This window comes from Methylobacterium sp. 174MFSha1.1 (assembly GCF_900116815.1).
Classification (GTDB): Bacteria; Pseudomonadota; Alphaproteobacteria; order Rhizobiales; family Beijerinckiaceae; genus Methylobacterium.
The window spans coordinates 16,749-30,819 of sequence record NZ_FPCB01000060.1 but is presented as its reverse complement, the minus strand read 5'-3'; the positions used below and the strand labels follow the sequence as shown (position 1 = coordinate 30,819).

Annotated in this window: 12 protein-coding genes; 8 read left to right on the top strand and 4 right to left on the bottom strand. The window is 71.9% G+C overall.

Annotated features, from left to right (window positions below):
• Positions 1–245: 245 nt before the first annotated feature.
• The 3 genes from tkt to BM430_RS31860 all read right to left on the bottom strand — a co-directional run bounded on the left by tkt (position 246) and on the right by BM430_RS31860 (position 4,974).
• On the bottom strand, positions 246–2,324 hold the full coding sequence (tkt, locus tag BM430_RS31870; protein WP_093571213.1) for a transketolase: 2,079 nt from the start codon (positions 2,322–2,324) through the stop codon (positions 246–248).
• Between the two features lie 40 nt (positions 2,325–2,364).
• The gene (locus BM430_RS31865) at positions 2,365–4,248 is read right to left on the bottom strand and encodes a glycoside hydrolase family 15 protein (RefSeq protein WP_093571212.1); all 1,884 of its coding nucleotides are present in this window, start codon (positions 4,246–4,248) and stop codon (positions 2,365–2,367) included.
• A 66-nt stretch (positions 4,249–4,314) separates the two neighbouring features.
• Entirely contained in the window at positions 4,315–4,974 is a 660-nt protein-coding gene (locus BM430_RS31860) for a hypothetical protein (protein ID WP_093571211.1), read from the bottom strand.
• Between the two features lie 226 nt (positions 4,975–5,200).
• Here BM430_RS31860 and BM430_RS31855 point away from each other — a divergent pair, with 226 nt between their 5' ends.
• Both BM430_RS31855 and BM430_RS31850 read left to right on the top strand, forming a co-directional pair.
• Complete coding sequence (locus BM430_RS31855) at positions 5,201–5,821, top strand: ANTAR domain-containing response regulator (RefSeq protein ID WP_093571210.1); 621 nt, start codon at positions 5,201–5,203, stop codon at positions 5,819–5,821.
• Positions 5,818–6,819, top strand: a complete 1,002-nt coding sequence (locus tag BM430_RS31850; RefSeq protein ID WP_093571209.1) for a CmpA/NrtA family ABC transporter substrate-binding protein — start codon at positions 5,818–5,820, stop codon at positions 6,817–6,819. The genes BM430_RS31855 and BM430_RS31850 overlap by 4 nt, the downstream gene beginning before the upstream one ends.
• Positions 6,820–6,844: 25 nt before the next feature.
• Here BM430_RS31850 and chrA read toward each other — a convergent pair whose 3' ends face one another.
• Positions 6,845–8,233 (bottom strand): chromate efflux transporter, encoded by a 1,389-nt coding sequence (gene chrA / locus BM430_RS31845; protein ID WP_244539760.1) that lies wholly within the window; start codon positions 8,231–8,233, stop codon positions 6,845–6,847.
• A 146-nt stretch (positions 8,234–8,379) separates the two neighbouring features.
• Here chrA and ruvB point away from each other — a divergent pair, with 146 nt between their 5' ends.
• The 6 genes from ruvB (at position 8,380) to tolA (ending at position 14,052) form a co-directional block, all read left to right on the top strand.
• Positions 8,380–9,426, top strand: coding sequence for a Holliday junction branch migration DNA helicase RuvB (ruvB, locus tag BM430_RS31840; RefSeq protein ID WP_093571207.1), 1,047 nt, complete (start codon positions 8,380–8,382; stop codon positions 9,424–9,426).
• Positions 9,419–10,366, top strand: coding sequence for a metallophosphoesterase (locus BM430_RS31835; protein ID WP_093571206.1), 948 nt, complete (start codon positions 9,419–9,421; stop codon positions 10,364–10,366). Before ruvB ends, BM430_RS31835 begins: the two co-directional genes overlap by 8 nt.
• A gap of 320 nt (positions 10,367–10,686) precedes the next feature.
• Entirely contained in the window at positions 10,687–11,091 is a 405-nt protein-coding gene (ybgC, locus tag BM430_RS31830; protein WP_093571216.1) for a tol-pal system-associated acyl-CoA thioesterase, read from the top strand.
• 187 nt (positions 11,092–11,278) lie between these two features.
• The gene (gene tolQ / locus BM430_RS31825; RefSeq protein WP_093571205.1) at positions 11,279–11,995 is read left to right on the top strand and encodes a protein TolQ; all 717 of its coding nucleotides are present in this window, start codon (positions 11,279–11,281) and stop codon (positions 11,993–11,995) included.
• 31 nt (positions 11,996–12,026) lie between these two features.
• Entirely contained in the window at positions 12,027–12,473 is a 447-nt protein-coding gene (locus BM430_RS31820; protein WP_177303239.1) for an ExbD/TolR family protein, read from the top strand.
• Positions 12,474–12,492: 19 nt separating this feature from the next.
• On the top strand, positions 12,493–14,052 hold the full coding sequence (gene tolA / locus BM430_RS31815) for a cell envelope integrity protein TolA (protein WP_143132193.1): 1,560 nt from the start codon (positions 12,493–12,495) through the stop codon (positions 14,050–14,052).
• Positions 14,053–14,071 lie beyond the last annotated feature (19 nt).

Genomic DNA, 14,071 nt, shown 5'->3' with positions numbered 1-14,071 from the left:
TTCAGACGACCCCAATCTGGCACCTATGATGCCGGCGGGGGCCGTCCACCCCAACATCCCGGGGCCGCGAAGCGGAACCCGGGATCCATAACCGCCGACGGTTCAGGATGAAGCGGAAGGCTGACCGACCGTTTCTCGAACCTCAGCGGTTATGGATCCCGGGTTCTCGTCTTCGACGAGCCCCGGGATGACGATGGAGGATGTGAAGCCCGCCGGAGGTGCCGACGGGCTCCCGCACTCGTGGCTCAGCCCTTCTTCTTCGCCAACTGGGCGCGCGCCGCCTCCAAAACCTTCTCCGGCGTGAAGCCGAACTTGGTCTGCAGGTCCTTGATCGGCGCCGAGGAGCCGAAGGTGTGCATGCCCAGTATCGTGCCGGTGCTGCCGGCGTAGCGGTCCCAGCCGATCACCGAGCCCTGCTCGACCGCGACGCGGGCCGTCACCTCGGGCGGCAGCACGCTGTTGCGGTAGGCCTCGTCCTGCTGCTCGAACAGGTCCCAGGACGGCATCGACACCACCCGGGCCTTCACGCCCTCGGCCTTCAGGGTCTCGTAGGCGCCGAGGCAGAGCTGCACCTCGGAGCCGGTGCCGATCAGGATCACGTCGGGCTTCGCCTCCTCGGTGCCGGCGAGCACGTAGGCGCCCTTGGCGGTGCCGGAGGCCGGGCCGTACTTGTCCCGGTCGACGGTCGGGAGCGGCTGGCGGCTCAGCGCCAGCACCGCCGGCTGGTGCTTGAGCTGCATGATCACCCGGTAGGCCTCCGCCACCTCGTTGGCGTCGGCCGGCCGGAAGGTGACGAGGCCGGGGATCGCGCGGAGCGCCAGCAGGTGCTCCACCGGCTGGTGGGTCGGTCCGTCCTCGCCCACGCCGATCGAATCGTGGGTGAAGACGTGGAAGACCGGCAGCTCCATCAGGGCGGCGAGCCGGATCGGCGGGCGCATGTAGTCGGAGAAGACCAGGAAGGTCGCCCCGTAGGCGCGCAGGCCGACGAGGCCGAGGCCGTTGACGATCGAGCCCATCGCGTGCTCGCGCACGCCGAAATGGATGTTGCGCCCGCCGGGCGTGAATGGGCCGAGGGTGCCGGCCTCCGGGCTCTCGAGCTTGGTCTTGTTCGAGGGCGCGAGGTCGGCCGAGCCGCCGAGCAGCCACGGCACCCGGTTGGCGAGCGCGTTCAGCACCTTGCCGGACGATTCGCGGGTGGCGAGGCCCTTGGCGTCGGCCGGGAAGACCGGGATGTCGGCGTCCCAATCCTCGGGCAGGTTCCCGTCGAGATAGGCCGCGAGGTCCTTGGCGAGGGCAGCGTCCCCGGCCTTCACCTCCTCGACCAAAGCCAGCCACTCTTCCCGCAGCGCCTTGCCGCGGGCGCCGATGCCTTGGCGGAAATTGTCGTAGACGCCGTCCGGCACCAGGAACTGGGCGTCCTCCGGCCAGCCATAGGCGCGCTTGGCGCCCTTGACCTCGTCGGGGCCGAGCGCGTCCGAATGGGCCTTCGGGGTGCCCTGCTTCGTCGGCGCGCCGTAGCCGATCACCGAGTTGACGATGATCAGCGTCGGGCGGTCGCCCGATTGCAGGAAGGTCTCGATGGCGTGGGAGACAGCGACGGTGTCGTTGGCATCGGCGACGCGCAGCACCTGCCAGCCATAGGCCAGGAAGCGGGCGGCGACCTCCTCGCTGAAGGCGAGGTCGGTGTGGCCCTCGATGGTGATGGTGTTGTTGTCGTAGATCCAGCACAGGTTCGACAGGCGCAGGTGCCCGGCGATCGAGGCGGCCTCGGAGGCGACGCCCTCCATCAGGTCGCCGTCGCTGCACAGCGCGTAGACGTTGTAGTCGAAGAGCGGCTGGTCGCCGTAGGCCAGGCGCTCGCCGAGGAAGCGGCCGCCCATCGCCATGCCGACGGAATTCGCCACGCCCTGGCCGAGCGGTCCCGTCGTCACCTCGACGCCGGTGGTGAAGTGGTATTCCGGGTGGCCCGGGGTGCGGCTGTCGAGCTGGCGGAACTTCTTGATGTCCTCCAGGCTCACCGCCGGGGCGTTGCCGCCGTCCTTCTCCGCCACCTCGGCGAGGTGGAGCAGGCAGTAGAGCAGCATCGAGGCGTGGCCGACCGAGAGCACGAAGCGGTCGCGGTTCGGCCAGTGCGGGTGCGCCGGGTCGTAGCGCAGGTAGTGGTTCCACAGGGTGAAGGCGACCGGGGCGAGCCCGAGGGGGGCGCCGGCATGGCCCGAATTCGCCTTCTGCACCGCGTCGATCGTCAGCGTGCGGATCGTGTCGATGCTGCGCTGGTCGATCTCGCTGGTGCCGGCCTTCGGCTTGGTGTCGGCTGCGCTCATCTTCAGGGCCTCTTGACGTGAAAGGGTCCGCGCCCGCGCCTCACGACGCGGGCCCCTGGGCCGCTTGGGCGGGCATCACGGGTTGCTGGCCCGGATGTCCGGAAGCGTCCGGGTCTCCGCCGCGCTCCTTAGCGGGTCCGATCGTCCGACTGAAGTTCAGAAGCGTGTTGACGAGCGCGACATGGCTGAACGCCTGCGGAAAATTGCCGACCTGGCGCTTGCGCACCGGGTCGTACTCCTCGGCCAGCAGCCCGACATCGTTGCACAGGGCGAGCAGCCGCTCGATCAGGGCCCGCGCCTCGTCGCGCCGGCCGAGCCCGATCAGGTTGTCGGCGTACCAGAAGCTGCACGGCAGGAAGGCGCCCTCGCCGGCCGGCAGGCCGTCCGTGGTCTGACCGTGGGTGTCGTAGCGGAGGATGAAGCCCTCGTGCATCAGGTCACGGCCGATCGCCTCGACGGTGCCGACGACCCGCGGGTCGTCCTGGGGCAGGAAGCCCATATGGGCGATCAGCAGCAGGCTCGCATCGAGGTCCTTCGCGCCGTAATACTGTACGAAGCTGTTGAGCTCACGATCGAAGCCCTTCTCGCAGACCTCGCGATGGATCCGGTCGCGCACGCCGCGCCAGCGTTCGACAGCCGTGGCGTCGCCGGCGGTCGGCTCGTCGGCGGCGTGTGCCTCGTAGAAGCGGATCGCCCGGTCGAAGGCCACCCAGGCCATCACTTTCGAGTGGACGAAGTGCTTGCGCCCGCCGCGCACCTCCCAGATGCCCTCGTCGGGCTCGGTCCAGACCCGCTCCAGGTGGTCGAGCAGGGCGCGGCCGACCCTGACGCCCGATTCGTCGGCGAGCATGCCGCGCTGGTGGGCCTGGAACAGGGCGTCGAACAATTCGCCGTAGACGTCGAGCTGGAATTGCTGGGCCGCGGCGTTGCCGACCCGTACCGGGCGCGAGCCCTCGTAGCCGGGCAGCCAGTCGAGCTCGATCTCGGGCAGAAGCCGCTCGCCGGCGATGCCGTAGAGGATGTGCGCCTGCTGCGGGCTGCCGGCCACCGCGCGGGTTAGCCAGTCGCGCCAGGCCCGGGCCTCGTCGATGTAGCCCGCATCCATCAAGGCGAGCAGCGTGAAGGTGGAGTCGCGCAGCCAGCAGAACCGGTAGTCCCAGTTGCGCACGCCGCCGATCTCTTCCGGCAGCGAGGTGGTGGGGGCGGCGACGATGCCGCCGGTCGGCCGGTAGATCAGCGCCTTCAGGGTCAGGAGCGAGCGGGTCAGCACCGCGTCCCAGGGCGTGCCGCCGTGGCAGCGCTGGCACCAGGAGCGCCACCAGGCGGTCGTCGAGGCCAGCATCTTGCGCGGCTCGATCGGGGCCGGGTCCTCCTCGTGCGAGAGGCCGTAGCTCAGCACGAAGGAGACGCTCTTGCCCGCCTCGACGGTGAAGTCCGACACCGTCGACTGGCCGACGCCCTTCAGCGGGGCGCGGGTGCGCAGGACGAGCTTGTTGGGGCCGGCGATGGCCCGCAGGTCGTCGTTCTCGCTGCGCGAGACCCAGGGGATGGCGGAGCCGTAATCGAAGCGCACCACCAGGTCCATGCGCATCGCCACCCGGCCGCGGATGCCCTCGACGAGACGCACCAGGTGGGTGCCGTCCTCGACCGGCATGTAGTCGACCACCCTGACGGCGCCCTCGGCGGTCTCGTGGGTGGTCTCGAGCACCAGCGTGTTCTCGCGGTAGCACCGGGTCGTCGTCGCCGGCTCGGCGGGCGCGATGCGCCAGTGGCCGTGATCCTCCCGGGTGCCGAGCAGGGCCGCGAAGCAGGCGGAGGCGTCGAAGCGCGGCCAGCACAGCCAGTCCACGCTGCCGTCGCGCCCGATCAGCGCGGCGCTGCGCCCGTCGCCGACGAGTGCGTAATCCTCGATGAGCAGCGCCATGGTGCGTCCCGAACAATGCCGTGACGCGGGTAGCTAGAGCGGCCTCCCGTCCGGTCCAACCCGGGCTCAGCGCCGGCGGTCGATGAGGTCGATCATCGCCGCGCCCGCATTGGTCACGCCGTCGCCGAGCGCCACCATGGTCTGCGTCACCAGCCGGCCGGTCGGCGCGAAAGGCAGCCAGGGCGTGCGCTCCGGCTCAGCCCCGCCGCTCGCCGTGCGGGTCGCCGGCGCCGGCTTCTCGGCGGTCGGCGTCCGGACCTTGAGGTCGTCGGGCCGGACCGGCGGGCGCAGGTCTGCCAGAGCCGGCACCGCCAGGGCCGGCACCGCCCGCGGGCGATGGGTGGCCGTGCGGCGCGGGGCCTTCTCCGGCCTGGTCTCCTTGGCCTCCGGGTTCGGCAGCACCGGCAGCGCCGGCATTGGGGCCTCGGCCGGCAGGCCGGCGATCAGCGGGAATTGCTGCTCGAATTCGAGCGGGTAGGGCGCACGCGCCCGCCCGTCGGCTTCCGGGACGATGCGGAAGAGGTCGCCGCCCGGAAGCGGCTGCAACGCCGCGACGTGGCTCTCCGGTGCCCGCGGCGGCGCCTCGCGCCAGTACAGCGAGCCCGCGGCGAGGCAGACCGCCACGCAGGCGGTGGGCAGGAGCGGCAGGTAGCCCCGCGAGGCGCCGGGCAGGTTGCCGATCGCGCTCGTCTCCGCCGGCTTGCGCGTCCGCCCGTTCTGCCGCATCCGAACCTCCCGCTCGATCCTGGCGGGAGTGAAGCCTGCGTTTCGGGCCGAAGCGGGGCCGTTTCTTTGCGCTTTCGTGTCGGCGGGCCGATCCGTGCCTTTCGGGGGTGTCGCCCGGACCTCCCCCGGGGTAAGGTTCGGTCCTGCCGCTTCTTGTCCGCCCATCCTTGTCCACCCTGAGCCGAGCACCGTCTCAGGCCCGACATTTGCGTGATCCGACGCCGACATGCCCGACCGCGCAACCCCCTCGGCCCCGTCCTCCGGGGACAACAGCCTCGTCATCGCCGTCGTCGACCCGAGCCGCGCCCGGGCCGCGATCCTGGAGGAGGGCCTGCGCGCCGTCGAGGGCGCGCGGGTGGTGGTGATCCCCGACACCGCCGACCTCCTCGACCGGCTCTCCGCCCTCTCGCCCGACGTGGTGGTGATCCACCTCGAGAGCCCGAGCCGCGACCTGCTGGAGCAGATGTTCGGGGTCTCGCGCCTCGTCGAGCGCCCGGTGGCGATGTTCGTCGACCGCTCGGACGCGCCGATGATGCAGGCGGCGGTGGATGCCGGCATCTCGGCCTACATCGTCGACGGCTTGCGCGCCGAGCGGATCAAACCGATCATCGAGATCGCGATCCTGCGCTTCAACGCCTTCGCGCGGCTGCAGCGCGAGCTCACGGAGGCCAAGAGCGAGCTCGCCGACCGCAAGCTGATCGAGCGCGCCAAGGGCATCCTGATGAGCGCCAAGGGCCTGACCGAGGACGAGGCCTACAAGCAGCTGCGCCGCAAGGCCATGAACGAGAAGCGCAAGATCGTCGACATCGCCCGCGCCATCGTCACCGCCGCGGACCTGCTCGGATGAGGCTGCAGCTCGGCTACGTCCCGCTCACCGACGCCGCCGTGCTGGTCGCCGCGGTGGAGCGCGGCTTCACGGCGGAGGAGGGGCTGGAGGTCGACCTCGTCGCCGAGCCATCCTGGGCCACCTTGCGCGACCGCCTGGCCCTCGGCCTCCTCGACGGCGCCCACATCCTGGCCCCGCTCGCGCTCGCCTGCCATCTCGGCCTCTCCGGGCCGCAGGCCCGCCTGATCGCGCCCGCGGCGCTCGCCCGCGACGGCAACGCCGTGACCCTGTCGCTGCCGCTCTGGCAGGCACTCGATGCCGCTTCCGACGCCGTGCCCGACGTCGCCCGGGCGCTGGCCCGGGTGGCCGAGGCGCGCGCCGGCGAGGGGCGGCCGCTGACGCTCGCCACCGTCCACCCGTTCTCCAGCCACACCTACCAGTGGCGGCGGCTGCTGGCGCTCGGCGGCAGCTCGCTCTCGGCGGTGCGCCTCGTCGTGGTGCCGCCGCCCCGCACCGTCGAGGCGCTGGAGCGCGGCCTGATCGACGGCTTCTGCGTCGGTGCGCCGTGGAGCAGCGTCGCGGTCGAGGCCGGGGTCGGGCGCATCGCGGCGCTCGGAGTCGCCATCGCCCCGGGCTGCCCGGAGAAGGTGCTGGCGCTGCCGGCCGAGATGGAGGACCGGGCGGCGCCGCTCCTGCGCGCGGTGAGGCGGGCGGCGCGCTGGTGCGGCGAGCCGGGAAACCGCGAGGCGCTGGCCGCGCTCCTCGGGAGCCCGCGCCATCTCGGGCTCGATCCGGCGCTGATCCTGCGCGGGCTCACCGGATCGCTGCGGCTCGCACCGGGCGGCCCGGTGGCCGAGGTGGGCAACTACATCGCCCTCGGCGAGGCGGAGCTGGTCCCCGATCCGTCCGCCCTCGGCTGGCTGTTCGCCGAGATGGCGGCGGCGGGGCAGGTCGAGGCGGGCGCCGCGGGGCCGGATGCCTCGGGATTGTACCGGGCCGACCTGCTGGCGGCGGCGTGACCGCGCGTCGGACGGAGCCCGGGGTTCAGATCTGCCCCGCCAGCCGCAAGGCCACACCCGCCGCGGCGCAGGCCCCGAGCACCGGAATCATCCCGACCCGGAACCGGAACAAAGCCACGGTCGCTGCCAGCGCCAGGGCGAGCGCGTAGGGGTCGACGCTCGCGAGCACCGGCACGTCGAGCCGCACCGGCCCGACCGCCACCGGGCGCAACTCGCGAAACAGCGTGTGGAGGGAAAACCAGACCGCCAGGTTGAGGATCACCCCCACCACCGCCGCGGTGATCGCCGAGAGCGCGCCGGCGAGCGCCCGATGGCCGCGCAGGCGCTCGATGAAGGGTGCGCCGACGAAGATCCACAGGAAGCAGGGCGCGAAGGTGACCCAGGTGGTGAGCAACCCGCCGAGCGTGCCGGCGAGGAGCGGCGGCAGCGCCCCCGGCGCCCGGAAGGCGGCGAGGAAGCCGACGAACTGCGTGACCATGATGAGGGGGCCCGGCGTGGTCTCGGCCATGCCGAGCCCGTCGAGCATCTCGCCCGGCCGCATCCAGCCGTACTGCTCCACCGCCGCCTGCGCCACGTAAGCCAAGGCCGCGTAGGCGCCCCCGAAGGTGACGAGCGCCATCTTGGAGAAGAACACCGCGATGCGGGAGTAGACGTCGTCCGGACCGAGTGCGAGGAGGAGCGCGGCGACCGGAACGAGCCAGATCGCCGACCAGAGCGCGAGGGTGGCGAGCGTCTCGCCCCAGGTCGTGCGCTCCCGCGGCAGCGCGTCGTCGCCGAACAGGTAGGGGCCGTCCCCCGGCTTCGCCGCGTGCCCGCCCCCGGGCCGGAAGGCCGGATGCCCGGCCCGGCCGCCGAGGAATCCGACGAGGCCCGCCGCCACGACGATCAGCGGGAACGGCACGTCGAGGAAGAAGATGCCGACGAAGGCGGCCGCCGCCAGCCCGGTCATCGCCCGGCCGCGCAGGGCCCGCCGGCCGATCCGCTGCACCGCCTCGAGCACGATCGCCAGCACCGCGGCCTTGAGGCCGAAGAACAGCCCGGCGACCGGGCCAGCCTCGCCGTAGAGGACGTAGATCCAGCTCAGGGCCATGATGGCGACCAGCCCCGGCAGCACGAACAGCCCGCCGGCCAGCAGACCGCCCCGGGCCCCGTGCATCAGCCAGCCGACATAGGTGGCGAGCTGCTGCGCCTCCGGCCCGGGCAGGAGGGTGCAGAAGTTGAGCGCGTGCAGGAAGCGGTTCTCGGAGATCCAGCGCCGCTCCTCGACCAGCACCCGGTGCATCACCGCGATCTGCCCGGCCGGCCCGCCGAAGGACAGGGCGGCGATCCGCAGCCAGACCGGCAGGCTTTCCGCCAGGGTGACGGGCCGGGATGGGTCCAGGTCGGGCGCGGCGGCGCTCGCCGCGGGCTCCAGCGTCGTCACGGGGTCTGGCTCTCCGGTCGGTTTGCGCCGCAGCGTAGCGCGATCGGTCGCGTTGTGCGACAGAACGCAGCGATTACATCCGGGGACGCGGGTGCCGCCGGCCTCGCGCCGTCCGTCGAGAGCCCGTCAGGTCCCGCTTGAGCAAGCCCAAAGCCCTCCTCACCCCCGAGCGCCGCGAGGACGACGCCGACGCGTCGATCCGGCCGCTCAGCCTCGCCGACTTCACCGGCCAGCGCGCCGCCCGCGCCAACCTCCAGGTGTTCATCGACGCGGCGAAGAAGACCGGCCAGGCCCTCGACCACGTGCTGTTCGTCGGTCCCCCCGGCCTCGGCAAGACCACGCTCGCCCAGATCGTCGCCCGCGAGCTCGGGGTGAACTTCCGCTCGACCTCCGGCCCGGTGATCGCCAAGGCCGGGGACCTGGCGGCGCAGCTCACCAACCTCGAAGAGCGCGACGTCCTGTTCATCGACGAGATCCACCGCCTCAACCCGGCGGTGGAAGAGATCCTCTATCCGGCGATGGAGGATTACCAGCTCGACCTGATCATCGGCGAGGGGCCGGCCGCCCGCTCGGTGAAGATCGAGCTGCCGAAATTCACGCTCGTCGCCGCCACCACCCGGGCGGGCCTGCTGACGACGCCGCTGCGCGACCGCTTCGGCATCCCGATCCGGCTCGAATTCTACGACATCGACGAGCTCGAACTCATCGTCAGCCGCGGCGCCCGGGTGCTCGGCATCGGCATGGCGCCGGACGGGGCCAACGAGATCGCCAAGCGCGCGCGCGGCACGCCCCGCATCGCCGGGCGGCTGCTGCGGCGGGTGCGCGACTTCGCCATCGTGGAGGACGCGCCGACCATCACCCGCGCCATCGCCGACCGGGCCCTGCGGCTCCTCGACGTCGATCCCGCCGGGCTCGACACGATGGACCGCAAGTACCTCAACATCATCGCCCACTCGTTCAACGGCGGGCCGGTCGGGGTCGAGACGATCGCGGCGGCGCTCTCCGAGCCGCGCGACGCGATCGAGGAGATCATCGAGCCCTACCTGATCCAGAAGGGCTTCGTGCAGCGCACCCCACGCGGCCGGGTGCTCACCGCCCACGCCTTCCGCCATCTCGGCCTGCCGGAGCCGAACCGCGATCCCACGGTGCAGTTCGGGCTCTTTCCCGGGGACGAGGATGCGTGAGGAGGGCAGGGGGTACCGCCTGTTCACCCGCCGCCGCGTGCTCCAGGGAGCGGGCGCCGTCGCGCTCTCAGGTGTCAGCACGGGCGCCTACGCCACCGGGATCGAGCCGTTCCGGCAGGTCGTGACCCGTTACGCGATCGAGCCGAACCCCGCCGCGCCCTGGCCGGCGGGATTGCGCCTTCGCATCGCCGTCCTCACCGACATCCATGCCTGCGATCCCTGGATGAGCCTGGAGCGCATCGCCGGCATCGTCGCGGCCACCAACGCGCTCGAGGCCGATCTCGTGGTGCTGGTCGGCGACTTCATGGTGGGCCAGCGTTACGTCACCCGCGTCATTCCGGCGGCCGAATGGGCGCCGGTGCTCGCCGGCCTGACGGCGCCCCTCGGGGTCTACGCCGTGCTCGGCAACCACGACTGGTGGGAGGATCCGGAGGCCCTGCGCCGCGGCCACGGGCCGACCGCCGCCGGCACGGCGCTGACGCAGGTCGGCATCCGGGTCCTGTCGAACGAGGCCGTGCCGCTCGCGACCCGGGCCGGCCCGGTCTGGCTCGCCGGGCTCGAGGACCAGCTCGCCCTGCTGCCGGCCCGGCGCCGCACCGGCCGCGGGCGGGTCGGCCTGCACGACCTGCCCGCCACCCTGGCGGCGGTGCCCGACGGCGCGCCGATGATCCTGCTCGCGCACGAGCCCGACATCTTCGCCGAGGTGCCGGCCCGGGTGGCGCTGACCCTGTCGGGCCACACCCATGGCGGGCAGGTGCGGCTGTTCGGCTGGTCGCCGGTGGTGCCGTCGCGCTATCCCCGCCGCTTCGTCTACGGCCATGTCCGCGAGGCGAGCGACCTCGTGATCTCGGGGGGATTGGGGCTCAGCATCGCACCGATCCGCCTCGGCGTGCCGCCGGAGATCGTGTTGGTGGAGTTGGGGGCGGAGGCCGGTGCCTGACTGAGAAGTACGTTTACGACACAGCAGGTTGCGCACTGCGGGAGCCAACGGTCGGGAGCATGAACCCTCCCCCCTCTGCGGGGGAGGGTGCCCGGCGGAGCCGGGCGGGAGAGGGGCAGCGCGACGTTCATCCAGAGGGCGCCCGTCGGAACGGGTCCGCTATATCCGGACGCGTGGCTCCCCTCTCCCGGCTCACTCCGTTCGCCACCCTCCCCCGCAGAGGGGGGAGGGTTCATGCTCTCGGCCGTCGTTACCGCACCGCGCAATCTGCTGTGTCGTGTACTGTGGAACGAGAGGACTGACCCAGCGTGACCGAGACCATGCCACTTGACGCCCACGCCCTACCGGTGCGCGTCTACTACGAGGATACGGATTTCTCCGGCTTCGTCTACCACGCGAGCTACCTGCGCTTCATGGAAAGGGGCCGGACCGAGCTGCTGCGCGGGCTCGCCGGCGACCAGTCCGACCTGCACCGGGAGGCGGACGGGCTCGTCTTCGTGGTGCGGCGCATGACCCTCGACTACCTCAAGCCCGCCCGCATGGACGACGCCCTGACGGTGCTGACCGCGACCCGGGACCTGCGCGGCGCCTCGATGCATCTCGACCAGGAGGTGCGCCGCGGCGACGAGACCCTGGTGCGGGCCGACGTCGTGGTGGCCTGCGTGCGCGAAGGCCGCGCCGTGCGCCTGCCGGAGGCCCTGCGCCGGACGCTCACGCGGCGTTGAGCGATCGTGCTCACCATTCCTTAACCCTGGCGGGAGCTTAACTCGCGGCGGGCGAAAGCTCTTTCGTGGAGCGGCGGCCCATACTTTCGACAGATTCGGGCGCGATCGAACCACGATACGAAAAGCCCCGATCCCGGTTGGAGTGCCCGCGGGCCGTTCATCGGCCCGGGACGCGAGGATAAGCCGCATGAATCCCGCCGATGCCGCCCAGGCGATGCCCGTGGCCGAGATCACGATGTTCGGCCTGTTCTGGCAGGCCCACTTCGTCGTCAAGGTGGTGATGCTCGGCCTGCTCGGCTCGTCGATCTGGTGCTGGTCGATCATCATCGACAAGACGCTGCTCTTCCGCCGCACCAAGGCGGAGATGGACGCGTTCGAGGAGGAGTTCTGGTCCGGCCGGCCGCTGGAGGAGCTCTTCCGCGCCTACAACGACAAGCCGGCGACCGGGCTCGCCGCCCTGTTCGTCGCCGCGATGCGCGAGTGGCGCCGCTCCTACGAGGGCTCCGGCCGCTCGATCCGCAGCCTCGGCCAGCGCATCGACAAGGTGCTCGACGTGACGATCCAGCGCGAGGTCGAGCGCCTCGAATCGCGCCTCCTGTTCCTCGCCTCGATCGGCTCGGCCGGCCCGTATATCGGCCTCTTCGGCACGGTGTTCGGCATCATGACCGCCTTCACGTCGATCGCCGCCTCGAAGAACACCTCGCTCGCGGTCGTGGCGCCCGGCATCGCCGAGGCCCTGTTCGCCACCGCCATCGGGCTGTTCGCGGCGATCCCCGCGGTGCTCGCCTACAACAAGCTCCAGGCCTCGGTGGCCAAGTCCCAGGGGCGCCTCGAAGGCTTCGCCGACGAGTTCTCGGCGATCCTGTCGCGCCAGATCGACGAGCGCATCGGCCTCGCGGCCTGACCAAGCGACACTCAAGGAAGGATTGAGCCAGATGGGCATGGCCTCCGGAGCGGCACAGGGCGGCGGGCGCCGTCGGCGCGGCCGGCGGAGCGGCGGCGCGATCAACGAGATCAACATGACGCCGTTCATCGACGTCGTGCTGGTGCTCCTGATCATCTTCATGGTCGCCGCGCCGATGATGACCGTCGGCGTGCCGCTCGACTTGCCGCAGACCAAGGCCGCTCCGCTCAACCAGGATTCGAAGCCGGTCACCCTCTCGATCCGCCAGACCGGCCAAGTCTTCCTCGGCGAGGACGAACTCACCGACGACGCGATCGTCGCCAGGATCTCGGCCACCGCCAAGGACGGCTTCGAGGAGCGGGTGTTCGTGCGCGGCGACAAGCGGGTCGATTACGGCCGCGTCGCCCAGGTGATGGCGATCGTGACGAGCGGCGGCTTCAAGAAGGTCGCCCTCGTGACCGAGCCCGACCAGCGTTAGTGAGGCGGGGTTCGCCGTGGTGTTTCCCTTCGACAGGTCCGAACCCGGCGTCTGGGTCTCGGCCGGCGCGCACGTGGTGCTGATCGGGCTGGCGCTCTTCGCCGCCGCCTCGCACGTGCTGCCGCAGGCCGAGGAGGGCGTGCCGGTCGAGGTCATCACCGAGAACCAGTTTTCGGAATTGACCAAGGGCCAGCGCGACGGCGAGGCCCCCGCCAAGAGCCCGCGCGCCGACCGGGTCGCCGACAAGCAGCAGGAGAACGACCCCGGCGAGGCCAAGTCCGACGTCCCGACGCCGCCGACGCGCCCGCCGGAGATGAAGGTCGCCAACGCCGAGGAGATGCCGGTGCCGCCTTTGCGCCCGGCCCTCGAGCAGCCCGAGCCCGCCCCGCTCCCGCCCGCGCGCCCCGACACCGCCAAGGCGGATGCCGAGAAGGCCGCGGCAGCCGCTGCCGCCGCGAAGGCCAAGGCGGAGGCCGAAGCCCGCGCCGAAGCCAAGGCCGAGGCGGAGCGCGAGGCCAAGGAGGCGGCGAAGGAAGCGGCGCGCGAGGCGGCCAAGGAAGCTGCCAAGGAGGCCGCGAAGGCTGCCGCCAAGGCGGCCGCGGCCGCGGCGGCCAAGGAAGCCAAGGCGGCGGCTGAGAAGGCCGCCACCGAGAAGGCCGAGGCCGAGGCGATCCGGCGCGAGGAACTGGCCGAAGCAAAGGCGGCAGCTGAGAAGGCGGCTGCCGAGAAGGCCGCCGCGAAGGCGAAGGCCGACGCCAAGGCCCGGGCCGAGGCCAAGGCGGAAGCGGAGGCCGAAGCGAAGGCCAAGGCTCAGGCAGAGAAGGCGCAGGCAGAGAAGGCTCAGGCCGAAGCGAAGGCGCGGGCGGAAGCCAAGGCTCAAGCCGAGGCGAAGGCTCAGGCCGAGGCCAAGGCCCGGGCCGACGCGAAGGCTCGCGCCGAGGCGAAGGCAGAGGCCGAAGCCAAGGCCGAGGCTGAAGCCGAGGCGAAAGCGCAGGCGAAGGCGGACGCCGAAGCCAAGGCCCACGCCGCCGCGGAAGCAAAGGCGAAGGCCGAGGCTGCCGCCAAGGCCAAGGCCGTGGCGGATGCGAGGGCCAAGGCCGCCGCCGAAGCCAAGGCGCGGCACCAGGCCGAACTCGCCGCCAAATTCAATTCGGGCGCGATCCGCGACGTGCTGGCGGCCCATGGGCCGTCGCACTCGACCGGCGCCACCGGCCGCGAGGTGCAGCGCACGGCGGCGCTTGGCGCCGCCACCGGCACGTCGCAGCGCCTCAACCCAAGCCAACGCGACGCCCTGGTCGGCCTGCTGCAGCAGCAGATCGAGCGCTGCTACTCCGCGCCCCCCGGTGCCGCGCAGGGCATCGTGCTGCCGCAGCTCGACATCCGCCTGAACCCCGACGGCTCCCTCACCACCGATCCGCGCATCCTGCGCGCCGGCGGCAGCGCGGTCGACCGCTCGATCGCCGAAGCCGCGGTGCGGGCGGTGCGGCGCTGCGCGCCCTTCCGCATCCCGTCCCAGTACGCCCCGTTCTACAACGACTGGCGGGTCATCAACGCGGAGTTCGAGCTGCCGCGGGCCTGACATGGTCCGCTCCGGCCGC

Excerpts from the sequence above, each read along its gene's own strand:
- BM430_RS31820 (WP_177303239.1), top strand. The coding sequence starts at position 12,027 with ATGGGCATGGCCTCCGGAGCGGCACAGGGCGGCGGGCGCCGTCGGCGC.
- BM430_RS31850 (WP_093571209.1), top strand. The coding sequence starts at position 5,818 with ATGAGGCTGCAGCTCGGCTACGTCCCGCTCACCGACGCCGCCGTGCTG.
- BM430_RS31865 (WP_093571212.1), bottom strand. The coding sequence starts at position 4,248 with ATGGCGCTGCTCATCGAGGATTACGCACTCGTCGGCGACGGGCGCAGC.
- BM430_RS31835 (WP_093571206.1), top strand. The coding sequence starts at position 9,419 with ATGCGTGAGGAGGGCAGGGGGTACCGCCTGTTCACCCGCCGCCGCGTG.
- ybgC (WP_093571216.1), top strand. The coding sequence starts at position 10,687 with ATGCCACTTGACGCCCACGCCCTACCGGTGCGCGTCTACTACGAGGAT.
- tolQ (WP_093571205.1), top strand. The coding sequence starts at position 11,279 with ATGAATCCCGCCGATGCCGCCCAGGCGATGCCCGTGGCCGAGATCACG.
- BM430_RS31855 (WP_093571210.1), top strand. The coding sequence starts at position 5,201 with ATGCCCGACCGCGCAACCCCCTCGGCCCCGTCCTCCGGGGACAACAGC.
- BM430_RS31860 (WP_093571211.1), bottom strand. The coding sequence starts at position 4,974 with ATGCGGCAGAACGGGCGGACGCGCAAGCCGGCGGAGACGAGCGCGATC.
- tkt (WP_093571213.1), bottom strand. The coding sequence starts at position 2,324 with ATGAGCGCAGCCGACACCAAGCCGAAGGCCGGCACCAGCGAGATCGAC.